Raw genomic sequence first — 21,635 nt, forward strand, 5'->3', positions numbered from 1 at the left:
GCGTCTTTACCCGAATGCTTTGAAGGTGATGATCGTGAAGGTGTCTTTCACGCCTTTGATACTGTGGATTTTTTCGGTCACGAACCGGCCGATATCAGTATCATCGGGCAGATAGCACTTCATCATCAGATCGTATTGCCCGGAGGTCGAATGCACCTCCGAGACTTCCTCGAAATCCATGATGGCAGCGTCGGCGACATTGTAGGCTTCGCCGAGCTCGCATTTAACCTGAACAAAAATAGTCTGCATCGGGGAACCCGGTATCTGGAAGCGAAGAGCTTCTGATGGTTTCCGAAAAGGGCGCCGAAATCAAGCGGCGCCGCTGGAGTGATCGGTTTTACTACTTGCGCAGCAGGAACGCCGGAACATGGTCGCCGAGGCCGACGATCTTTTCGTTATTGCCGGAATCGTCATCCCTGTCACGTCGCGGCTTGCGGCCGCGCGCTTCTTGCGCAGGAAACTCAGTGACATTGCCTGGACCGGGTGTCCGCTCGCCAGGGTAGGCGCGCTCACGGTCCCGGCCACCGCGTGAGCGGGGCTTTTTCCGACCGTTGCTACTCCGGCCACCGCGTTTCTCGTCACTGCTCTCGGCACCGTCTGCATCCGCTTTCGCCGGCGCGACATTTTCGGAGACGACTTCTTCTGTCGCGGCAGGTTCGGCTTTCGTGCCCGCAGAGCCGGTTCTTTCACTCTCCGTCTGTTTGGCCGCCGGCTTGCCGGCATTCTTGAAGACAGGAATATCCTTGCCGATCAGCTTGATGATGGCCTGGATATATTTCCCATCCTCGGGAGAGACCAGCGTAAAGGCGCGGCCTTCTTTGCCCGCACGTCCTGTCCGCCCAATCCGGTGCACGTAATCTTCCGCGTTTGTCGGGACGTCGAAATTGAACACGTGGCTAAGGCCGGCAATGTCCAGTCCTCGTGCGGCAACGTCACTTGCACAGAGCAAGTCCGCATCGCCGTCCTTAAAGCGCTGCAGCGTCTTCATCCGATCCGGCTGTGACATGTCGCCGTGCAGTTCAACGGCGTTGTAGCCGGATTTCTTCAGAGACCGGTGCACGATGCCGACATCGCGTTTGCGGTTGCAGAAGATGATTGCGTTGGCGGGCTTCTCGCTGTCGATCAGACTGCGCAGGGCGTCGCGCTTATCTTTTGCGTTTACATCGACACGCCACTGGCTGACCGTCTCGGCAGCGGAGGAGGCGGCTGCGACGGTGATTTCCCGCGGATTGATCAGGAACGCATCCGCCAGCTTGCGGATTTCCTTGGAAAGTGTCGCGGAGAAGAAAAGAGTTTGCCGGATACGCGGCAGCAGTCCGACGATACGCTCTACATCCGGGATGAAGCCCATATCGAGCATCCGGTCGGCTTCATCGATCACCAGCACCTTGACGTCGGTCATCAGGATCCGGCCGCGCTCGAAATGGTCGAGCAGGCGGCCCGGGGTCGCGATCAGAACGTCGACGCCGCGATCAAGCTTCTTTTCCTGTTCGGCAAAGGCAACGCCGCCGATCAGGAGAGCCATGTTGAGCTGGTTGTATTTGCCGTACTTGACGAAATTATCCGCGACCTGAGCTGCAAGCTCGCGCGTGGGGCAGAGGATCAGGGAGCGCGGCATCCGCGCTTTGGCCCGTCCGGCCGCCAGGATGTCGATCATCGGCAAAGTGAAGGACGCGGTCTTGCCGGTCCCGGTTTGTGCGCAGCCGAGAATGTCTCTTCCCATGAGAACATGGGGAATTGCCTGCTCCTGGATAGGAGTGGGTGTTGTGTAACCAGCATCGGTTACCGCAGAAACAACTGCGTCGCTAAGTCCAAGGTCTGAAAACGTCAAGATACCGCCTATTTTATCGCGTTGGCTGAGGCGTTACAGGGTGTCTGTAATGCGCTCGGCGCGAAGATGAAGCGGATATTATGTGTAGCGTGGCCGCTGTCAACAATAGAGATCGCCTAACCCGCGCGTATCAGCCATGTTTTGGTGGTGAGTGTAGTATCCATACCATACTTTTGTAATATTTATGAAACGATAACCGTTTTCGATATTTTCAAAGTCGGCTTCGGACGTCCGGATCAGACGTCGATATCCGTGACGAATTTGGCGTTTTCCTGAATGAATTGGAACCGAAGCTCCGGCTTCCGTCCCATCAGCGTTTCAACGGTCTGTTCCAGCGCCCGGCGCGCTTCTGCATCTTCACTTTCAGGATCGAGGCCCTTGAGCGCCGGCGGCACGGCGACCCGCAGCAGGATGCGCTTCTCCGGGTCCATGGTTGTTTCCTTGAGCTGCTTCGGCGGCATTTCGCCAAGACCTTTGAAGCGCGAGACCTCGATCTTTGCCCGTCCGGTCATTTCCGTCCGGATCAGCTCCTCACGATGAGCGTCGTCCCGTGCGTAGACTGATTTCGTCCCCTGGGTCAGGCGGTAGAGCGGGGGCAGGGCGAGATAGAGATGGCCCTGCTCGACCAGCTTGGGCATTTCACGGAAGAAGTAAGTCATTAGCAGCGAGGCAATGTGGGCACCGTCAACGTCGGCATCCGTCATGATAATGACTTTGCCATAGCGCAGCTGATCCTCGTCATAGCGATCACCTGTGCCGCAGCCGAGGGCAAGGGAGATGTCCGACAGTTCCTGGTTGCCGCGCAGCTTTTCGGTCGAGGCGCTGGCCACGTTCAGGATCTTGCCGCGGAGAGGCAGGATGGCCTGGGTCGCGCGATTGCGGGCCTGCTTGGCGGAGCCGCCGGCGCTGTCACCCTCAACCAGGAAAATTTCAGTGCTCTCCTGTTCCGACTTGCTGCAATCGGCGAGCTTGCCGGGGAGCCGCAATTTCCGTGTCGCGGTCTTCCGGGAGACTTCTTTCTGCTGGCGGCGGCGTTGGCGGTCGTCGGCCCGTTCGGTGATCCGCTCCAGCAACTGGTTCGATATTTCCGGGCTGGCGGAAAGCCAGTGGTCGAAACGATCCTTGACCGCCTGTTCGACCAGCTTGCTGGCATGGGCACTGACCAGCCGTTCTTTCGTCTGGCCCTGAAACTGGGGATCCCTGACGAAGACGGACAGCATGATGCAGGCGCCGCCCATGACGTCTTCTGCTGTGATCTGTGCAGCTTTTTTCTGGCCGCCAACCATTTCTGCATAGGCGCGAATACCGCGCAGCAAAGCGGTCCGCAGACCGGCCTCGTGGGTTCCGCCGCTGGGGGTCGGGATGGTGTTGCAATAGGCGTTCATGAAGCCGTCATCGCGATCGTCCGGCCATGTCACGGCCCACTCGACACGTTCGCGTGTGGCGCCTTCTTCCTTGTCGCCGGCGAAGGCTTCGCCGATCAGAACGCGGTCGCCGAGCGTGCTGTTCAGGAAATCCGCGAGACCGCCCGGATAATGCAGGGTGGCCGCAGTCGGGGTCCCGTCGCCTTCACCGATCAGTGCTGTATCGCAGGACCAGCGGATCTCGACTCCCTTGAAGAGATAAGCCTTGGAGCGCGCAAGCCTGTAAAGCTGGGCCGGACGGAAGCGGGCCTTGCCGAAAATCTCTTCGTCCGGGTGAAAGCGCACCGTCGTGCCGCGCCGGTTCTGCACCGGCCCCTTGGACTCAAGCGGGCCCTGGGTGATGCCGCGGCTGAAGCGCTGGACATAAAGCTGCTTGTCCCGCGCAACCTCGACTTCCATCACGTCGGAGAGCGCATTAACCACCGAGATACCGACGCCGTGCAGGCCACCGGATGTGCTGTAGACCTTGTCCGAGAATTTACCGCCGGCATGCAGCGTAGACAGGATGACTTCCAGTGCGGACTTGTCCTTGAATTTGGGGTGCGGATCGACGGGAATGCCACGACCGTTGTCCCGGATGGTGACCGTCATGTCGGCATTGAGGTCGATCTCGATCCGGCTTGCGAATCCTGCGACCGCCTCATCCATGGAATTGTCCAGGACCTCGGCCACAAGGTGATGCATCGCCCGTTCGTCGGTGCCGCCGATATACATGCCGGGGCGCCGGCGCACCGGCTCCAGACCCTCGAGGACCTCGATATCCTTCGCGGAATAGTCATCATCGCTGCGGGCGGCGTTGCTTTGAAACAGGTCCGACATGGATGGGATGCGTCCTCAGAAGCCAGAAAATAGGTTTATCCTGTAGTCTGTCAGGCGAATACTACAAGATATGGGCGACACTCGCCAAGCAATCAGGAGTGGTTATGACAGAAGTTGCACGTCAGCCGGTCGGGACCTTACAGGTCCGGACGATCGCGATGCCGTCGGATACGAACCCCAGCGGCGATATCTTCGGCGGCTGGGTGCTCAGCCAGATGGATATTGCCGGAGGTACGGCCGCCGCGCAGCGGGCAAAAAGTCGTGTGGCAACGGTCGGCGTTGAAGCCATGTCCTTTCACAAGCCGGTCCGTGTCGGCGATATCCTTTGCTGTTATGCCAGCCTGGAGAAGCAGGGCACCACGTCGCTGACTTTTCGTATCGAGGCCTGGGTTATCCGCGCCGGAACCTATCAGGGCGATGAAGTTCTCGTGACCGAAGGCCATTTCACCTTCGTTGCGCTTGACGAGAGCGGCAAGAAGCGGAAGCTGTAAAACCGTCTGAGACGGGTTGCCAACAGATTTTCGGAGGCGTACTGTGTGCGCATATTCGGTGTGTTGAACGACGTTCTGAAGCGACATCGCCGCGTTCTGTACATGGCTGTTGCCGGGCTTCTGTTGCTCGGGAGCGGCGGCACATCGGCCGGGCAGGCCGATGTTGAGAACGTGAAGGTCGAGCGGTCTGCTGATGACTCATACAGCTTTCATGTGACCGTGCGTCACGCCGATACGGGTTGGGACCACTATGCGAATGCCTGGTCGGTACTGGCGCCGGATGGAACGCTGCTTGGCGAACGCGTGCTGTATCACCCGCATGTCAACGAGCAGCCGTTCACCCGGTCGCTGTCCGGCGTTTCCATACCGGATGGTATACGCAAGGTAATTGTGAGAGCGCGCGACAGCCAGCATGGCGAGGGAGGGCGCAGTCTCGAAGTCGAATTGCCGTGAGTCTGCCTGCGAAGGACCTAAACGGGGCGAGAGCCGCGGCAACGAGACGGAGAAGAAATGTTTACCATTGCGGTAGCGAATACCAAGGGCGGCGCAGGAAAGACCACGCTGGCGACGACACTGGCGGCGCACTATGCGGGACGGGGCTTGCAGACAGCTTTGGGTGACCTGGATTTGCAGCAAAGCTCGTTGGGCTGGCTGCGCAGGCGTCCGGCGGAAGTGCCAAAGATCAGCGGTGTCGATCTCGAAGAAGACGGTGCCAAGCCGCGCAAGAAGACTGATGTTCTCGTCGTGGATTGTGTTGCCGCGATGAGCCGCGATGTGGTGAAGGACGTGGTGAAACGCGCGGACGTCATCGTTATTCCGGTATTGCCTTCGGCATTTGACGAAGACGGGACCAGGCGCTTCATGGATCAGCTCGCGGATCTGAAGCCAATTCGCAAAAACAAACGGGCGGTCGCCTTTGTCGGCAATCGGGTACGGCTGCGTACCAAGGCGGCCGAGCGCCTGAACCATTTTCTCGAAGATCTCGGTTTTCCCACCGTCGCGACGCTGCGGGATACGCAACTCTTTGCCCAGGCTGCGCAGGACGGTCTGGCCATTATGGAATTGCCGAGCCGGCGCACCTACGATCATGTGATGGACCTTCAGCCGCTCATCGACTTTATCGAGGAATCACGTTTGTCCGCATGATTTCGGATCGTCACCGCGCTTGTACATTTTTGCGCCGGCTGGCCTGTAACAATGTTGGTTGCGGCAGGTGACTGTGCTCCCGATGATCCGCCGGTAGAAATTCTGATGGGATTCAGAAAATGCCGGCGGGACACGCATTTAAGACAGCATTTCTTGTGATTGTTTCCTGTGCCTTCTTCGCGGGGGCTAATGCCTGTGCCAAGGGGGTACAGATCCTGGAAGTCGGCCCGGATCTTCACCCTCTGCAAATCGCCTTCGCGCGCTTTGCATTCGGGTTTCTGACCCTTCTGCCTTTCATTTTGCGCCGTGGTCGTCGTGTGTTTCGGACACGAATTCCGATCACGCATGGACTGCGCATCATCTTCGGAGCCGCCGGGGTCACGGCCTCCTTCGCGGCAGTCGGTATGATGCCATTGGCCGACGCGATTGCGATTGCCTGGACCAGCCCGATCTTCGCCATGATCTTCGCGATCCTTTTCCTGCGTGAGCGCGTGGTGCCGCTGCGATGGGCTGGAGCGGCGCTCGGGCTCGTCGGGGTGGTGATCATGAACCAGCCTGGGGCCGGTGTACTTCAGACGGGAGCCCTGGTGGCGCTCTTGTCTGCGGTTCTGGTCGGAGCGGAGGTGGTGACCATCCGTCTGCTCGCGCAGTCCGACGACCCTCTGACCATACTCGCCATCAATAATCTGTCGGGCGCTGTGATATCGGGATGTGCGGCTATTCCGGTCTTCCAGATGCCTGACTTGGCTCAGCTCCCCTATCTTATCGGAGTGGGCTCGGTGATGGTCTGCGGGCAATTGCTGTTTATCCGAGCCGCAGCGATTGGTGAGGCCAGCTTTATCGCGCCGTTCTATTACAGCACGCTGATTTATGCGGCGCTCTTCGGCTTGCTGTTTTTCGGTGAGATCCCGGGGCTGCATCTGCTTGCTGGAGGCGGGCTTATCGTGGCCAGCGGTCTTGTCATCGCATTTGCCCGGCCGCGTGTTGTTGCCTGAACCGGCGGCCCGTCCTCACAGAACGAGCTTCACAAAACCGGCACAAAAAAACGGGCCGCACGAGGCGGCCCGAGTTTTGGGAGGAAGCCTTCCGCCGGATAAAAGCGCACCGGCGAAAGGACTTGGAGACGTCCAAGACGAAGCGGCCGGAAACTCCGGCCGCCCGTTGCCTTAGACGGAGTAGTACATCTCGAACTCGACCGGATGCGGGGTCTGTTCGAAGCGGATGACCTCGTCCATTTTCAGTTCGATATAGGCATCGATCTGATCGTTGGTGAAGACATCGCCCTGGGTCAGGAACGAACGGTCCGCATCGAGGCATTCCAGCGCTTCGCGCAGGCTGCCGGCAACGGTCGGGATATCGGCCAGTTCTTCCGGCGGCAGGTCGTACAGATCCTTGTCCATCGGGTCGCCCGGATGGATCTTGTTCTGGATACCATCAAGGCCAGCCATCAGCATGGCGGAGAAGGTCAGGTACGGGTTGCCGGCCGGATCCGGGAACCGGACTTCGACGCGCTTGCCCTTCGGGCTGTTCACGAACGGAATACGGCAGGAAGCGGAACGGTTGCGCGCGGAGTATGCGAGCAGAACCGGAGCTTCAAAGCCCGGAACCAGACGCTTGTAGCTGTTGGTCGTCGGGTTCGAGAAGGCGTTGAGTGCCTTCGCGTGCTTGATGATGCCGCCGATGTAGTAGAGGCACATCTCGGAGAGGTCGGCATAACCATTGCCCGCGAAGAGCGGCTTGCCGTCTTTCCAGATGGACTGGTGAACGTGCATGCCCGAGCCGTTGTCTTCAGCGATCGGCTTCGGCATGAAGGTCGCGGTTTTGCCATAGGCATGGGCGACGTTATGCACGACGTATTTGTACATCTGCAGGGCATCGGCGGTTTCGATCAGCGTGCCGAACTTCATGCCAAGCTCATGCTGGGCTGGGGCAACTTCGTGGTGGTGCTTTTCGATCGACACGCCCATTTCGCCCATGACCGAGAGCATCTCGCTCCGCAGATCCTGTTCGCTGTCTACCGGCGGGACCGGGAAGTAGCCGCCCTTGACGCCCGGGCGGTGACCCATGTTGCCCTCTTCATAGGAGCGGGCGGAGTTGTAAGGGCCTTCCGGGTGATCGACTTCGTAATAGCCGATATTGGAGCCGGTCTTGATCTTCACGTCTTCGAAGATGAAGAACTCGGCTTCCGGGCCGAAGAACGCGGTATCGCCTATACCTAGGCTGTTCAGATGGCTCAGCGCGGCCTTTGCCGTGGAGCGCGGATCACGCTCGTAAGGCTGGCCGGTGATCGGATCCACAACGTCGCAGAGGATCATCAGGGTCGGCTGTGCGAAGAACGGATCGACGCGAGCCGTGGACAGGTCCAGCTTGAGGCTCATGTCGGATTCGTTGATTGCTTTCCAGCCGGCGATGGATGAACCGTCGAACATGAAGCCTTCAACGAGGCTTTCTTCGTCGATCGTTTCGATGGCCTGCGTCACGTGCTGCATCTTGCCGCGCGGATCCGTGAAACGGAGATCAACGAACTTGCAGTCGTGTTCCTTGATCATGCTCAAAACGGTGTTCACATCAGACATAGTCTTCCTTCCTGACTTGATGGGTCGTTGCCTCTCCGGGCGTTCGGAGCAACCGTTGGCGGTTTGTCCGAAAGCCTTTCTGGCCGAGCGTCCCTGGTTTGACGGGGTTCCGAGTTTCTGTCCGGCCCCGACGAATTCATTAATCCAACCGATTCCGGTTGGGTGGTTTACGTCCTCCCACCGGGAGGAGCGGGTTTATCGGGTCCTAGAGGGCATCGCCACCGGATTCACCGGTTCGGATACGGATAACGTCATCGACAGTAGAGACGAAGATTTTTCCGTCACCGATACGACCGGTTCGCGCTGCGGACTGTATGGCGTCCACTGCCCGCTCGACCAGCGAGTCCTCCATAACGACCTCGATTTTCACCTTGGGGAGAAAATCGACGACGTACTCGGCCCCGCGATAGAGTTCGGTGTGCCCTTTCTGGCGCCCGAAGCCTTTGGCTTCGGTCACGGTGATCCCCTGGATCCCGACTTCGTGCAGCGCTTCCTTTACCTCGTCGAGTTTGAAGGGCTTGATGATGGCTTCGATTTTTTTCATTGCGCCTTGCTCTTCTCATTGATGTCCCGTGCTTCGGGTCACGCCCCCCTAAGAGCATGCTGCATGCCAGTTACACAAAAAATCGTAACCAATTGAAATCATTGGGAGTAGGGGGGCGTGTTATGGGTGGGTCAGGTATTTTTCTGCTCCAATTTCGCGCACCTGATTAAAAAACAGGCAGCAAAAAAGAGGCAGGACGTCATCGGTGCAGCCTATGCGAGGCATTTCTTGATGCGGGCAATCGCCTCGACGATGTTTTCGGTCGAATTGGCGTAGGAGAAGCGGAGATAGCCCTCGCCGAAGCCGCCAAAGCTGGTGCCGGCAATCACTGCCACACCGGCTTCCTCCAGAAGCTTTTCCTGCAGTGCCTGGGCTTTCATGCCGGTGCCTTCGATGTTCGGGAAGGCATAGAACGCGCCGCCCGGCTCGATGCAGCGGAAGCCGGGGACGTCGTTCAGTTCCTTGACGATCACCTTGCGGCGCGCGTCGAAGGCCACGAGCATTTCCGAAACAGCGTCCTGAGGACCTGTCAGAGCCTCAAGGCCGGCGTACTGTGCCGCCGCGTTGACGCAGGAATGAATGTTCACGCAAAGCTTCTCGGCGTGCGGGAAGATGTCTTTCGGCCAGACGCTGTAACCGAGGCGCCAGCCGGTCATGGCATAGGTTTTGGACCAGCCGTCGAGCAGAATCAGGCGATCCGCGATTTCGGGATATTGCAGCAGGCTGACATGTTCACGGCCGTCATAGAGCATCTCGCTGTAAATCTCGTCGCTCATGATAGCGACATCCGGCCAGGCCTGCAGGCCGGCCACAAGTTTGTCGAATTCGGCCCGGGGCACGACGCCGCCGGTCGGGTTGGCCGGGCTGTTCACGATGATCAACCGAGTCCGCTCGGTAATGCCTGCCAGAACTTCCTCGGCCGAAAAGGCAAAACCGTTCTCCTCGCGCAGCTGGATGGAGACAGCCTTGGCGCCGGAGAATTCGATGGCGGACTGGTAAATCGGAAATCCGGGATCGGGGAACATGATTTCCGCGCCGGGCTCGCCGAAAATCATCATGGCGAGGAACATCGTCACCTTGCCTCCGGGCACGACCAGGACCCGGCCCGGATCGACGGCAACACCGTGGCGTTTTTCCAGGTTGGCGGCGACCGCTTCACGAAGAGCTGGAATGCCGTTTGCCGGTGTGTAGCCGTGATGCCCGTCATGCAGGGCCTTGACCGCTGCCTCGACGATGTTGTCCGGGGTGCGGAAGTCCGGCTGCCCGATACCAAGATTGATGATGCTGCGGCCTTCGGCGGCAAGTGCATTGGCCCGCGCTAGAACGGAGAATGCGGTTTCCGTCCCGAGATGGTTCAGTCGTTCCGCGAGCTTGGTCATGTCCCTGTTCCTTCCGATTTTATCGGGAATTTATTAATTTCCGTGAGGCCCTTATAGCGGTGCGGAAAGGGCCGCTCAATTGGCAGTTTCGTCACGTGCAATATGTGCTGCGTTGCAGCACCGCTGCGGGAGCCTTGCATTGGCTGCAGCCTTGGGCTAAGCGCCATGCCACTCTTTTTCCGGAAACCCTCGGAGTCGCGCCAATGAAGCCTGCAAACAGCCTCCTTTCCTCGTTCGGAACGACAGTGTTCGAGGTGATGTCGCGTCTGGCGATAGAGCATGGCTCCATCAATCTGGGGCAGGGGTTTCCCGATGACTGCGGCCCGGACGCGGTTCTGCAGCAGGCGTCGAATTTTCTGTTCGACCGGCCGAACCAGTATCCGCCGATGCTCGGCGTTCCGGAATTGCGGCAGGCTGTCGCCCATCACAACAATCGGTTCTATGGCCTCGATGTCGATTGGCAGAGCGAGGTCATGGTCAGCACCGGGGCGACAGAAGGTCTGGCGGCGTGCTTCTTCGGTCTGATCGAGCCCGGCGACGAGGTCGTGCTGATCGAGCCGACCTATGACTGCTATCTGCCAATCATCAAGCGGGCAGGGGGCATTCCCAAAGTGGTGACCCTGCGGCCACCGGAATGGAAGCTCGACATTGCGGCTTTCAAGGCTGCGTTCAGCGAGAAGACCAAGCTCGTCATTCTGAACTCCCCGATGAACCCGGCTTCCAAGGTGTTCACGGAGGAGGAGCTGAAAGCTGTCGCCGAGACCGTGATCGAGAACGATTGCTACGCAGTCTGTGATGAAGTCTACGAACATATGGCCTTCGACGGCCGCCAGCATCATCCACTGATGACGTTGCCGGGCATGCGTGAGCGGTCGGTTCGGATCGGTTCCGCCGGCAAGACCTTTTCGGTGACTGGCTGGAAGGTGGGTTATGTGACCGCACCGGCGGAGCTGTTGCAGCCTATTTCCAAGGCGCATCAGTTCCTGGTTTTCACCACAGCGCCGAACCTGCAGCGCGCAGTCGCCTTTGGTCTCGGCCAGGATGACAGCTATTTCAACGGATTGCGGGATACGATGCAGGCCAAGCGCGACCGTCTCGCGGACGGATTGAGCCGGATCAACGGGTTCGACTGTGTCGAATGCGAAGGGACATATTTTCAGTTCGTCGATATTTCCGGGCTAGGTTTTGACGGAGACGATGCCGCATTCTGCCGCCATATAACGACCGAAGCCGGCGTTACCGCCCTGCCGGTCAGCGGCTTTTACTCCGGCGAGGCGTCGAAGAACTTCATCCGTTTCTGCTTCGCCAAGCAAGATGCTGTTCTGGACGATGCGGTCGCCCGGCTGGCGGCGCATTTCGGCGGCTGAAAAGAACCGGCATTTCGACACGGTAAACCGGTTGACGGGCCTGCTGTGTTACAGTAGGTAAACGGCCCTCGCGAATGTGCGAGCGGATTTGTGGCGGGTGTAGCTCAGCTGGTTAGAGCGCCAGATTGTGGATCTGGAGGTCGTGGGTTCAAGACCCATCACTCGCCCCACTCCCCCTTTTGATATTCCTCCCCTTAATACTTTCCAGGGACAGAGCGGGCGCCGGCAATGCCGAGTGCCAGCCATCCAAGCATGAACGACATGCCGCCATACGGGGCGAGCGTGGTCGGCGTGGCGCCACCGCTGAATGCGCTGACATAGAGCGATCCCGAGAAAAGCAGAATCCCGAGCAGAAACAGGCACGCGCCTGCCGTGGCCAGCCGTGAGGCTTTACGTCCAACGAGTAGCAGGGCGGCTGCCAGTGCGCCGAGATGGACCAGATGATAGAGCAGGGCGCTGGCAAACCGGTCATGGGCGACATCGTCGAAACCGGCTGCATGTGCGCCGTACGCACCTATACCGACGGCAATCAGGCCGGCAAATCCAAGGGCGATCCAAAGAGCACGGTTCAGAACGGTCATGGGGAATTCCAGGGCTTGTTGTGAGCGAGGTGACTGGGGCAGCGCGGATTTACCGCATTCCAAGACCGGCACTCTCGTCCTATCCTCCGCCCGACTCAAGATCTGGAGAGGCATGTGGACGATCTGACGCTGCTCAGTGTCGAGGATATGGGGAAGGCGGACCGGATAACGATCAGTGGCGGTACGCCCGGTATCGAGTTGATGGAAACCGCCGGCTGGACCGCCTCCGACGTTATTGCCGCCCGGTTTACGCCTCGCCGGACACTCGTCGTTTGTGGCCCCGGAAATAATGGCGGTGACGGCTTTGTTGTCGCCCGGTTGCTGCGGGAGCGGGGCTGGGACGTAACGCTGGCACTGTTGGGGAAGCTTGAGGACCTCAAGGGCGATGCGGCGCTCGCTGCTGCTAAGTGGGGTGGTCCGGTTGCCGCACTGACCCCCGAGCTGCTTGATGAGGCGGAATTGCTTGTCGACGCGCTTTTCGGTGCCGGACTGGCGCGCGATATCAGCGGTACTCCATACGATTTCCTGAAGCGTGCCGGGTCGATGGTACGCGAGGGGTCTCTGACGTCTGTTGCGATCGACATGCCGAGTGGTGTCGACGGGAACACCGGTGCCGTGCGCGGGATTGCCGTTCCGGCTGTGATAACCGTCACGTTCTTCCGGAAGAAGCCGGGACACCTGCTTTACCCCGGACGCGCCCTTTCGGGAGAGCTCGTCGTTACCGATATTGGGATCCGGACAGACGTGCTCCGCGAAGTACGGGCGTCAACTTTCGAAAATGCCCCGGATCTTTGGGCCGCGACGCTGCCGCAACCTGATGCAGCCAGTCATAAATACACCCGCGGCCACGCCGTTATCAGCGGCGGGCCTATGACCGGTGCCGGACGTCTCGCCGCACGGGCGGCCCGTCGGGCCGGGGCGGGGCTTCTGAGTATAGCGGCGCCCGAGGCCTTGTGTTCGCTGTTCGCGGCCGATGCTCCGGGCGTCATCACGGTGCCTGTGAGCGAGCCCGGCACTTTCGAGGACCTGCTTGGAGATGCACGCAAGAACGCGGTTCTCGTCGGACCGGGGCATGGTGTCACGGAGCATACGCGGCGGATCTGCGAAACGGCGTTGCGGGCGGACAAGGCTGTTGTGCTGGACGCCGATGCCTTGACGGTTTTCGCGGACGAGGCCGAGACGCTCTCCCGCTTGATCAATGGACCGACCGTCCTGACCCCGCACCAGGGTGAATTCGCAAGGCTGTTCCCCGATTGCTCAGGCAGCAAGCTGGAGCGGGCGCGTGCTGCCGCCAGCCTTGTCGGCGCAGTGGTGGTCCTGAAAGGGCCGGACACGGTGATTGCCGGGCCGGACGGCCGTGCGGCAATCAATAGCAACGCGCCGCCCTGGTTGGCGACCGGCGGCACCGGGGACGTTCTGGCCGGCACGATTCTGGGATTGCTTGCGCAAGGCATGCCGGCTTTTGAGGCGGCGGCGGCCGCTGTCTGGATAAACGGTGCGGCGGCCAGCCGCTTCGGACCGGGGCTGATCGCCGAAGATTTACCGACGATTTTTCCGCGAGTTTTCGCTGATGATCTTGGATGGGCGAACTTTTCCTTAAATTCTTCACCAACAGAGCGTTGAAGCCAACCATCAGCTGGGCCATCTTTCAACTATGCCAAACGATCAACCGACCAGTTTCATCGACCGGACCCTTACCAACCTGCGACAGGCATGGTCGGGGCTTTCGGATTCCACGCGTCACATGCTCTCCGGCTTGCCGCGCCCGGATCTTCCCGACGAGGATCTGGAGCGCGTCCGGCAGCAGATGGAAGATTGCCTGACGGTACGCGCGGACGAAGTATCCGCCCGCGCTCGTGCCGCCGATCTCGGCCGGATGTATCTGGCGCTTGAACCGGCAGGACAGCTCCGTTTCCTGAAGCTTCTGGCGGAAAATTACGGAATTGACCGCACCGGCGTCGATACGGCGATCGACGGGCTCAAGGCTGCGAAAGACGACAAGGCAAGGGTGAAAGCGGAAGCCACCTTGCGCCGCGCTCTTGAGCCACGCTGGCGCCGCCTTCTGAAACGCTTCACCACGCTGCCTGAAGGTGTGAAATTCCTCGTGGACATGCGGGTCGTGATGCTTGAATACGCCCGTACGGAGCCAGCCATCAAGGCGCTTTCCGACGATCTGCAAGAGATGTTGAGCGCCTGGTTCGATGTTGGGCTTCTCGAGCTGACACAGATCACCTGGGAAAGCCCGGCGGCGATTCTGGAAAAACTGATCGCCTACGAAGCGGTGCACGAAATCCGCTCCTGGGACGATCTGAAGAACCGACTCGATTCCGATCGGCGTTGTTTTGCCTATTTCCATCCGGCTATGCCGCACGAGCCGTTGATCTTCGTCGAAGTCGCGCTGGTGCCGGAAATGGCGGCCAACGTGCATGACATCCTCGACGCGGATGCGCCGAGGGGGGATGTCTCTGCGGCGACTACGGCGATCTTCTACTCGATCTCCAACGCCCAGAAGGGACTTGTCGGCATCAGCTTCGGCAATTTCCTGATCAAGCGGGTTGTCGAGCTGCTGAAGCACGACGTGCCGAACCTGAAAAAGTTCGCGACGCTGTCGCCGATTCCGGGGTTCGGTAAATGGTCAGCCCGGACGCTTGATGAAGATGCCTTCGAGCTGACCAACACGGAGCGCAAGGCACTCACTCAGCTGGTTGAAGGCAAGACCGACGGGGAATTGCTGAAATCCGCGCTCGGCAGGACGAACTGGTTCAGGGACGAGCACCTCACGACTGCTCTGAAGACGCCGATTAGCCGTATGGCGGCGCATTATCTCCACGAAGAGCGCCGTCCGGACGGCAAGGCGAAAGACCCTGTCGCGCATTTCCATCTGTCGAACGGCGCCCGTATGGAACGGCTTAACTGGCTCGGTGATACGTCGCAAAAAGGTCTCGCCCAGGCCCACGGGATGATGATCAATTATCTGTATCGGGTGAGCGACATCGAGAGTAATAGCGGTGACTATTCCTCCTCCGGGAAAATCGCGGTCTCTTCCTCAGTGAAATCGCTGCTTCGCGACTGACGCCATAACTGTTGACGCGCCGGGCCGGTTCGGATAGCCATGCCGGTCCTATACGACATGGCGCCTCCATGGACGCCAAGAGGGCTCGCGGGTGTGGTGGAATTGGTAGACACGCCAGATTTAGGTTCTGGTGGCGAAAGCCGTGGGGGTTCAAGTCCCTTCACCCGCACCATCGAATTGGCCATGGCGCGAGTATCGTGGGCGTACGCAGACGAAGCAGATTGAGCGAAAACCAATGCAGGTTACTGAAACTTCCTCCGAAGGCCTGAAGCGCGAATTCCAGGTCGTGATTCCCGCCGAGACGATTAACGGCGAGGTCGATGCGCGTCTGACGCAGCTTGCCCCGACCATCCAGATGCCGGGTTTCCGTCCGGGCAAGGTTCCCGTTGCGCTCCTGAAGAAGCGCTACGGTCCTTCTGTGATGGGCGAAGTGCTGGAGAAAACCGTCAACGAGACGTCTCAGAAGACTCTCGATGAGCGCGATCTCCGGGCAGCGACGCAGCCGCAGATCGAGATCACCAAGTTCGACGAAGGTGGCGATCTCGAGTTCAGCATGGTGGTCGACATCATGCCGGAAATCACCCCGATCGATTTCTCCACCCTGGAGCTTGAGCGTCTGACTGCCGAGCCGAGCGACTCCGATCTGGATGAAGCCATCGGCAAGCTTGCCACCCAGCACAAGAGCTCCGAGCCGATCAAGCGCAAGCGGAAGTCCAAGTCCGGCGACATCGTCGTGATCAACTTCAAGGGCATGGTCGACGGTGAGGCATTTGATGGCGGCGCTGCCGAAGGTCATCAACTGGAACTTGGCTCCGGCACGTTCATTCCGGGCTTCGAAGACCAGCTGATCGGTGTGAACGCCGGCGACAAGCTCGACGTCAAGGTCACCTTCCCGGAAGATTACGGCCAGGCCACCCTTGCGGGTAAGGAAGCCGTCTTCGAGACCGAAGTCACCGAAATCCGCGAGACGACCGATCCGAAGATCGATGACGAGTTCGCCAAGCTGTTTGGCATGGACGATCTCGACACTCTGAAGGAAGCCATCAAGGGTCAGCTGTCCCAGGAATATGTTGGTGCCGCCCGCACCAAACTGAAGCGGACTCTGCTCGACACTCTCGAGAAGCAGCATTCCTTCGAAGTGCCGGAAGGCATGGTGCAGGCCGAATATGACGCGATCTGCCAGGCTGTGAAGCCGCAGCAGCATGATCATGACCACGACCACGACCACGATCATGACCATGATCACGCGCATCAGCATGCCGCCGACGAGTCGCTCAGCGACGAGGACAAGGCAGAATATCGCGGTATTGCCGAACGTCGGGTGCGTCTCGGTCTCCTGCTGCAGGAAGTCGGCCGCCTGAACAATATTTCGATCGGTGACGAGGAAGTCGCCCGGGCGATCTATCAGGAAGCCAGCAAATATCCGGGGCAGGAACAGCAGGTCGTGCAGTTCTACCAGCAGAACGCACAGGCCCAGGCCAACATCCGGGCGCCGCTGCTTGAGGACAAGATTGTCGACTTCATTGTCGAGATGGCCAAGGTGACCGACAAGACGGTGGCTGCGGAAGATCTCTTCAAGGAAGACGAAGCCGATTCGGCCTCCGAGGAAAAGCCGGCAAAGAAGGCTGCGGCCAAAAAGCCTGCTGCAAAAAAGAAGGCTCCGGCGAAAAAGCCTGCTGCAAAAACGAAAAAAACAGACGACGCTGCGGAAGGGTAGTCATCTGGGACTGGACGTCCCATATGCTGATTACCCAACCGATTGCGACGTAACCCGATGAAGGCCGACACAATGCATGATCCCGCAGAGATCTATATGAACTCCTTGGTCCCCATGGTGGTCGAACAGACCAACCGCGGGGAGCGGGCCTACGATATCTATTCCCGCCTCCTGAAAGAGCGGATCATCTTTGTTGTCGGCCCGATCAACGACGCGATTTCGAGTGTCGTCTGCGCTCAGCTTCTGTATCTGGAAGCCGAGAACCCGAAGAAAGACATCTCCATGTACATCAACTCTCCGGGCGGGGTCGTGACCTCCGGTCTGGCGATGTACGACACGATGGAATACATCCGCCCGGACGTTTCGACTGTCTGCATAGGTCAGGCGGCATCCATGGGCTCTCTGCTGCTGACGGCGGGCGCCGCGGGCAAGCGTTATTGCCTGCCGAATGCGAAAATTATGATCCATCAGCCGTCCGGCGGATTCCAGGGGCAGGCCAGCGATATCGAGATTCATGCCCGTGAAATCCTCAAGACGCGTGCGCGTCTGAACGAAATTTACGTGAAGCATACCGGCCGCAAGGTCGACGAGATTGAAACCGGCATGGAACGCGATAATTTCATGGTGCCGGATGAAGCTAAAAAGTTCGGTTTGATCGACGAAGTCGTTGATAAACGGCCTGTTGACGCCAAAGAAGACGACGCCAAGAGCTGACTGACCGGGAACGAGAGCGGCCCCGCCCGAGATGGCTGACGGGGCTGTTCTGCGGCATGTCCGCACCGGGCTCTACAGCCGTTGTCTGGCATGACATGATTTTTTCACGTTGTGCGGCTTCGGCGCCTTTGGCTAACATGACCAATCAGCCGTCCCGTAACGAATGTGGATAAGATGAGCAAATCCGGCGGAAGCACGAACGGTGGTGATTCGAAGAACACCTTGTACTGCTCGTTCTGCGGCAAAAGTCAGCACGAGGTCCGCAAACTGATCGCGGGCCCAACGGTCTTCATTTGCGACGAATGCGTCGAGCTCTGCATGGACATCATCCGTGAAGAGCATAAGACCACGCTTGTGAAGTCGCGCGACGGGGTTCCTACCCCTCGCGATATCATGGAAGTGCTGGACGATTATGTAATTGGCCAGCCTTACGCGAAGCGGATTCTGTCCGTCGCGGTGCATAACCATTACAAACGCCTGTCGCACTCCAGCAAGAACAACGATGTAGAGCTGGCGAAGTCCAACATCCTGCTTGTCGGTCCGACCGGTTGCGGCAAGACACTTCTGGCACAGACCCTAGCCCGGATCATCGACGTCCCCTTCACCATGGCGGACGCGACGACCCTGACCGAAGCAGGTTATGTCGGTGAGGATGTCGAGAACATCATCCTGAAACTGCTGCAGGCTGCCGACTACAATGTCGAGCGGGCGCAGCGCGGCATCGTCTATATCGACGAAGTCGACAAGATCAGCCGGAAGTCCGACAACCCGTCGATCACCCGCGATGTATCGGGTGAGGGCGTGCAGCAGGCCTTGCTGAAGATCATGGAAGGCACCGTTGCCTCCGTTCCGCCGCAGGGCGGTCGCAAGCACCCGCAGCAGGAGTTCCTGCAGGTCGACACGACGAATATCCTGTTCATCTGTGGTGGTGCCTTTGCCGGGCTCGAGAAAATTATCTCGAACCGGTCGCAGGGTTCCTCCATCGGTTTCGGGGCCGACGTGAAGGATCCGGACGACCGCCGCACAGGCGAAGTGCTGCGCGAGGTCGAGCCCGAGGATCTGCTGAAATTCGGTCTCATTCCCGAGTTCGTTGGCCGTCTGCCGGTCGTCGCCACTCTGGAAGACCTCGATAACGAAGCTCTGGTCGAGATTCTGACGAAGCCCAAGAACGCACTGGTCAAGCAGTACCAGCGGCTGTTCGAGATGGAGAACGTCAATCTGGAATTCCGCGAGGAAGCCCTGAAGGCGATCGCCGACAAGGCTATCGAACGGAAAACCGGTGCTCGCGGTCTGCGTTCCATCATGGAAGGCATTCTGCTCGATCCGATGTTCGACCTGCCCGGCATGGACGATGTCGAAGAGATCATCATCAACGGCGAAACCGTCGAGAATGGTGCGGCTCCGATCATGGTCCATGGAGAGCGGCGCGAGGACGTTGGCTCAAGTGCATAATTCGCTCCCGACTTGAACGGGGTCGGGAGAACGCCATTTAAATAACGGCTCGTCCGGGCGTTCTCCCCATCCCGGAAGCCGTTTTGCAGAGGGGAGCGAGTTGAAAGACTGATGCAAGAGACAGGCACCTCGAGTTATCCCGTCCTTCCGCTGCGCGACATCGTTGTCTTTCCGCATATGATCGTCCCGCTCTTCGTTGGCCGCGACAAATCCGTACGCGCCCTTGAAGATGTCATGAAGGACGACAAACAGATCCTTCTGGTCACGCAGAAAAACGCTGCTGACGACGATCCGTCGCCGGAGGATATCTACACGGTTGGCACCATCGGTACTGTTCTGCAGCTCCTGAAGCTGCCCGACGGTACAGTCAAGGTGCTGGTCGAGGGCGTACAGCGTGCTCGGATCACCGAGTTCAAGGACAACGAAGACTTCTTCGAAGCTTTCGCCGATCCGATGGTCGATGAGGAAAGCGACGAGCCGGAGCAGGAAGCTCTTTCCCGCGCCGTGGTCAGCCAGTTCGAGCAGTACATCAAGCTGAACAAGAAGATTCCGCCGGAAGTGCTGGTATCGGTCAATCAGATCGAGGACCCGGCAAAGCTGACGGATACCATCGCTTCTCATTTGGCTCTGAAGATTGCCGAAAAGCAGGAATTGCTTGAAAGCGAGACGGTCATTGAGCGTCTTGAGCGGGTCTACGGCTTCATGGAAGGCGAGATCGGCGTTCTGCAGGTTGAGAAGCGCATCCGGAACCGCGTCAAGCGGCAGATGGAGAAGACCCAGCGCGAGTACTATCTGAATGAGCAGATGAAGGCCATTCAGAAGGAACTCGGCGAAACCGACGACAGTCGCGACGAGTTGGTTGAACTTGAAGAGCGGATTCGCAAGACGAAGCTCAGCAAGGAAGCGCGCGAGAAGGCCGATGCGGAGCTGAAGAAGCTGCGCAACATGAGCCAGATGTCGGCCGAAGCAACCGTTGTCCGCAACTACCTGGACTGGCTGCTTGCCATTCCGTGGAAGAAGCGCTCGCGGGTCAAGAAAGACATCAAGCACGCCCAGTCCGTTTTGGATCGGGATCATTATGGGCTTGAGAAGGTCAAGGAACGGATCCTCGAATATCTCGCCGTGCAACAGCGCACCGGCAAGGTGAAGGGGCCGATCCTGTGTCTCGTAGGCCCTCCGGGTGTCGGCAAGACCTCGCTCGGCAAATCCATCGCGGAGTCCACCGGCCGTAACTTTGTCCGGATGTCGCTCGGCGGCGTGCGTGACGAGGCTGAAGTGCGCGGGCACCGCCGGACCTATATCGGATCGCTTCCGGGCAAGGTCATTCAGGGGATGAAGAAGGCGAAATTCTCAAATCCGCTGTTCCTGCTCGACGAGATCGACAAGCTCGGCAACGACTATCGGGGCGACCCGTCTTCGGCTCTGCTGGAAGTGCTCGATCCGGAGCAGAACACGACTTTCCAGGATCACTATCTGGAAGTCGATTACGATCTGTCGGACGTGATGTTCGTCACCACGGCCAACACATTGCGTATGCCGCAGCCGCTTCTCGACCGTATGGAGATCATCCGTATCTCCGGCTACACCGAGGACGAGAAGGTGGAGATCTGCAAACGCCACCTGATCAGCAAGCAGGTCGAGCAGCACGGTCTCAAGAAGGGCGAATGGTCGATCACCGACGACGGTCTGCGTGATCTGGTTCGCTACTACACCCGTGAGGCCGGCGTCCGTAACCTTGAGCGCGAACTCGCCAATCTGGCGCGTAAGGCGGTCAAGGAAATCCTCATGGACGGGGTCAAGTCAGTCGAAGTGACGCCCGAAAATCTTGAGAAATACGCGGGCGTCCGGAAGTACCGCTATGGAGAGGCCGAGGAAAACGATCTGGTCGGCGTCACCACGGGCCTTGCCTGGACCGAAGTTGGCGGCGAGCTGCTCTCCATCGAATCGGTGACCGTACCCGGCAAGGGCAAGGTGATTTCGACCGGTAAGCTCGGCGATGTCATGCGCGAATCGATCCAGGCGGCCGAGAGTTTCGTGAAATCCCGTGCCTTCATGTTCGGGATTCCTCTGAAGAGCCTCGATAATCGGGATATCCACGTGCATGTGCCGGAAGGTGCAACGCCGAAGGACGGTCCCTCCGCAGGTGTCGGCATGGTGACGTCGATCGTATCGGTCTTGACCGGTATCCCGGTGCGCCGGGATGTTGCGATGACCGGTGAAGTCACGTTGCGCGGGCGTGTCCTGCCGATTGGCGGTCTGAAGGAAAAGCTCCTCGCGGCGCTTCGGGGCGGCCTCAAGGTCGTATTGATCCCGAAGGACAACGAAAAAGACCTCGCGGAGATCCCGGACAACGTCAAGGAAGGCCTGGAAATCATCCCGGTTGCGTCGGTTGACGAGGTTCTGGCCACGGCGCTGACAAAACCTTTGGTGCCGATCGATCCGGAAGAAATCGTTATCGAGCCGGTGGCTACGACGGACGGTAAAAAAGAGAAATCTCTGACAACACATTAGGTTGATCGGC

The 21,635-nt window shown here is 59.1% G+C and carries 18 protein-coding genes and 2 tRNA genes; 13 read left to right on the forward strand and 7 right to left on the reverse strand.

The window, feature by feature from the left end:
- Positions 1 to 6: 6 nt before the first annotated feature.
- From IG629_RS03090 to parE, 3 genes are all read right to left on the reverse strand, one after another.
- Positions 7 to 249, reverse strand: coding sequence for an Lrp/AsnC ligand binding domain-containing protein (locus IG629_RS03090; RefSeq protein WP_193170512.1), 243 nt, complete (start codon positions 247 to 249; stop codon positions 7 to 9).
- Between the two features lie 91 nt (positions 250 to 340).
- Positions 341 to 1,723 carry a DEAD/DEAH box helicase gene (locus IG629_RS03095; protein WP_404923261.1) on the reverse strand — a complete coding sequence of 461 codons (1,383 nt, stop codon included), beginning with the start codon at positions 1,721 to 1,723 and terminating at the stop codon, positions 341 to 343.
- 344 nt (positions 1,724 to 2,067) lie between these two features.
- The gene (gene parE / locus IG629_RS03100) at positions 2,068 to 4,074 is read right to left on the reverse strand and encodes a DNA topoisomerase IV subunit B (protein WP_193170514.1); all 2,007 of its coding nucleotides are present in this window, start codon (positions 4,072 to 4,074) and stop codon (positions 2,068 to 2,070) included.
- A 104-nt stretch (positions 4,075 to 4,178) separates the two neighbouring features.
- Here parE and IG629_RS03105 point away from each other — a divergent pair, with 104 nt between their 5' ends.
- The 4 genes from IG629_RS03105 (at position 4,179) to IG629_RS03120 (ending at position 6,706) form a co-directional block, all read left to right on the forward strand.
- On the forward strand, positions 4,179 to 4,565 hold the full coding sequence (locus IG629_RS03105) for an acyl-CoA thioesterase (RefSeq protein WP_193170515.1): 387 nt from the start codon (positions 4,179 to 4,181) through the stop codon (positions 4,563 to 4,565).
- A gap of 45 nt (positions 4,566 to 4,610) precedes the next feature.
- The gene (locus tag IG629_RS03110; RefSeq protein ID WP_319024998.1) at positions 4,611 to 5,018 is read left to right on the forward strand and encodes a hypothetical protein; all 408 of its coding nucleotides are present in this window, start codon (positions 4,611 to 4,613) and stop codon (positions 5,016 to 5,018) included.
- A 57-nt stretch (positions 5,019 to 5,075) separates the two neighbouring features.
- Positions 5,076 to 5,711: a ParA family protein gene (locus IG629_RS03115; protein WP_193170516.1), complete on the forward strand. Its 636-nt coding sequence runs from the start codon at positions 5,076 to 5,078 to the stop codon at positions 5,709 to 5,711.
- Between the two features lie 155 nt (positions 5,712 to 5,866).
- Complete coding sequence (locus tag IG629_RS03120) at positions 5,867 to 6,706, forward strand: DMT family transporter (RefSeq protein WP_193170517.1); 840 nt, start codon at positions 5,867 to 5,869, stop codon at positions 6,704 to 6,706.
- A gap of 171 nt (positions 6,707 to 6,877) precedes the next feature.
- Here IG629_RS03120 and glnA read toward each other — a convergent pair whose 3' ends face one another.
- The 3 genes from glnA to IG629_RS03135 all read right to left on the reverse strand — a co-directional run bounded on the left by glnA (position 6,878) and on the right by IG629_RS03135 (position 10,210).
- On the reverse strand, positions 6,878 to 8,287 hold the full coding sequence (gene glnA, locus IG629_RS03125) for a type I glutamate--ammonia ligase (protein ID WP_193170518.1): 1,410 nt from the start codon (positions 8,285 to 8,287) through the stop codon (positions 6,878 to 6,880).
- Positions 8,288 to 8,492: 205 nt separating this feature from the next.
- On the reverse strand, positions 8,493 to 8,831 hold the full coding sequence (locus tag IG629_RS03130; protein WP_028464826.1) for a P-II family nitrogen regulator: 339 nt from the start codon (positions 8,829 to 8,831) through the stop codon (positions 8,493 to 8,495).
- Between the two features lie 212 nt (positions 8,832 to 9,043).
- Positions 9,044 to 10,210 carry a pyridoxal phosphate-dependent aminotransferase gene (locus IG629_RS03135; RefSeq protein WP_193170519.1) on the reverse strand — a complete coding sequence of 389 codons (1,167 nt, stop codon included), beginning with the start codon at positions 10,208 to 10,210 and terminating at the stop codon, positions 9,044 to 9,046.
- Positions 10,211 to 10,413: 203 nt separating this feature from the next.
- Here IG629_RS03135 and IG629_RS03140 point away from each other — a divergent pair, with 203 nt between their 5' ends.
- Both IG629_RS03140 and IG629_RS03145 read left to right on the forward strand, forming a co-directional pair.
- Positions 10,414 to 11,577: an aminotransferase gene (locus tag IG629_RS03140; RefSeq protein ID WP_193170520.1), complete on the forward strand. Its 1,164-nt coding sequence runs from the start codon at positions 10,414 to 10,416 to the stop codon at positions 11,575 to 11,577.
- Positions 11,578 to 11,670: 93 nt separating this feature from the next.
- Positions 11,671 to 11,747: transfer RNA gene (locus IG629_RS03145), tRNA-His, on the forward strand.
- A gap of 24 nt (positions 11,748 to 11,771) precedes the next feature.
- Here IG629_RS03145 and IG629_RS03150 read toward each other — a convergent pair.
- On the reverse strand, positions 11,772 to 12,158 hold the full coding sequence (locus tag IG629_RS03150) for a DUF423 domain-containing protein (RefSeq protein WP_193170521.1): 387 nt from the start codon (positions 12,156 to 12,158) through the stop codon (positions 11,772 to 11,774).
- Between the two features lie 114 nt (positions 12,159 to 12,272).
- On the opposite strand from IG629_RS03150, the gene IG629_RS03155 reads away from it, so the two are divergent.
- From IG629_RS03155 to lon, 7 genes are all read left to right on the forward strand, one after another.
- Positions 12,273 to 13,781 carry an NAD(P)H-hydrate dehydratase gene (locus tag IG629_RS03155; protein WP_319024999.1) on the forward strand — a complete coding sequence of 503 codons (1,509 nt, stop codon included), beginning with the start codon at positions 12,273 to 12,275 and terminating at the stop codon, positions 13,779 to 13,781.
- A gap of 31 nt (positions 13,782 to 13,812) precedes the next feature.
- Positions 13,813 to 15,231 carry a malonyl-CoA decarboxylase gene (locus IG629_RS03160; protein WP_193170522.1) on the forward strand — a complete coding sequence of 473 codons (1,419 nt, stop codon included), beginning with the start codon at positions 13,813 to 13,815 and terminating at the stop codon, positions 15,229 to 15,231.
- 87 nt (positions 15,232 to 15,318) lie between these two features.
- A tRNA-Leu gene (locus IG629_RS03165) sits at positions 15,319 to 15,403 on the forward strand.
- A gap of 63 nt (positions 15,404 to 15,466) precedes the next feature.
- Positions 15,467 to 16,948, forward strand: a complete 1,482-nt coding sequence (gene tig / locus IG629_RS03170; RefSeq protein WP_193170523.1) for a trigger factor — start codon at positions 15,467 to 15,469, stop codon at positions 16,946 to 16,948.
- Between the two features lie 72 nt (positions 16,949 to 17,020).
- A complete protein-coding gene (gene clpP / locus IG629_RS03175) occupies positions 17,021 to 17,662 on the forward strand; it encodes an ATP-dependent Clp endopeptidase proteolytic subunit ClpP (RefSeq protein WP_226886416.1) in 642 nt (213 codons plus the stop codon).
- A gap of 174 nt (positions 17,663 to 17,836) precedes the next feature.
- The gene (clpX, locus tag IG629_RS03180; RefSeq protein WP_193170524.1) at positions 17,837 to 19,114 is read left to right on the forward strand and encodes an ATP-dependent Clp protease ATP-binding subunit ClpX; all 1,278 of its coding nucleotides are present in this window, start codon (positions 17,837 to 17,839) and stop codon (positions 19,112 to 19,114) included.
- Positions 19,115 to 19,225: 111 nt separating this feature from the next.
- Positions 19,226 to 21,625, forward strand: coding sequence for an endopeptidase La (gene lon / locus IG629_RS03185; RefSeq protein ID WP_193170525.1), 2,400 nt, complete (start codon positions 19,226 to 19,228; stop codon positions 21,623 to 21,625).
- The last annotated feature ends 10 nt before the right edge of the window (positions 21,626 to 21,635 follow it).

The sequence above is a fragment of the Nisaea nitritireducens genome, from assembly GCF_014904795.1.
In the GTDB taxonomy this organism is placed as follows: Bacteria; Pseudomonadota; Alphaproteobacteria; order Thalassobaculales; family Thalassobaculaceae; genus Nisaea; species Nisaea nitritireducens.

What these genes read in the sequence shown, in the direction of transcription:
- lon (WP_193170525.1), top strand. Translation starts at nt 19,226, where the DNA reads ATGCAAGAGACAGGCACCTCGAGTTATCCCGTCCTTCCGCTGCGCGAC.
- IG629_RS03160 (WP_193170522.1), top strand. Translation starts at nt 13,813, where the DNA reads ATGCCAAACGATCAACCGACCAGTTTCATCGACCGGACCCTTACCAAC.
- IG629_RS03090 (WP_193170512.1), bottom strand. Translation starts at nt 249, where the DNA reads ATGCAGACTATTTTTGTTCAGGTTAAATGCGAGCTCGGCGAAGCCTAC.
- clpX (WP_193170524.1), top strand. Translation starts at nt 17,837, where the DNA reads ATGAGCAAATCCGGCGGAAGCACGAACGGTGGTGATTCGAAGAACACC.
- IG629_RS03150 (WP_193170521.1), bottom strand. Translation starts at nt 12,158, where the DNA reads ATGACCGTTCTGAACCGTGCTCTTTGGATCGCCCTTGGATTTGCCGGC.
- glnA (WP_193170518.1), bottom strand. Translation starts at nt 8,287, where the DNA reads ATGTCTGATGTGAACACCGTTTTGAGCATGATCAAGGAACACGACTGC.
- IG629_RS03105 (WP_193170515.1), top strand. Translation starts at nt 4,179, where the DNA reads ATGACAGAAGTTGCACGTCAGCCGGTCGGGACCTTACAGGTCCGGACG.
- clpP (WP_226886416.1), top strand. Translation starts at nt 17,021, where the DNA reads ATGCATGATCCCGCAGAGATCTATATGAACTCCTTGGTCCCCATGGTG.
- parE (WP_193170514.1), bottom strand. Translation starts at nt 4,074, where the DNA reads ATGTCGGACCTGTTTCAAAGCAACGCCGCCCGCAGCGATGATGACTAT.
- IG629_RS03095 (WP_404923261.1), bottom strand. Translation starts at nt 1,723, where the DNA reads ATGGGAAGAGACATTCTCGGCTGCGCACAAACCGGGACCGGCAAGACC.
- IG629_RS03115 (WP_193170516.1), top strand. Translation starts at nt 5,076, where the DNA reads ATGTTTACCATTGCGGTAGCGAATACCAAGGGCGGCGCAGGAAAGACC.
- tig (WP_193170523.1), top strand. Translation starts at nt 15,467, where the DNA reads ATGCAGGTTACTGAAACTTCCTCCGAAGGCCTGAAGCGCGAATTCCAG.
- IG629_RS03140 (WP_193170520.1), top strand. Translation starts at nt 10,414, where the DNA reads ATGAAGCCTGCAAACAGCCTCCTTTCCTCGTTCGGAACGACAGTGTTC.
- IG629_RS03130 (WP_028464826.1), bottom strand. Translation starts at nt 8,831, where the DNA reads ATGAAAAAAATCGAAGCCATCATCAAGCCCTTCAAACTCGACGAGGTA.
- IG629_RS03135 (WP_193170519.1), bottom strand. Translation starts at nt 10,210, where the DNA reads ATGACCAAGCTCGCGGAACGACTGAACCATCTCGGGACGGAAACCGCA.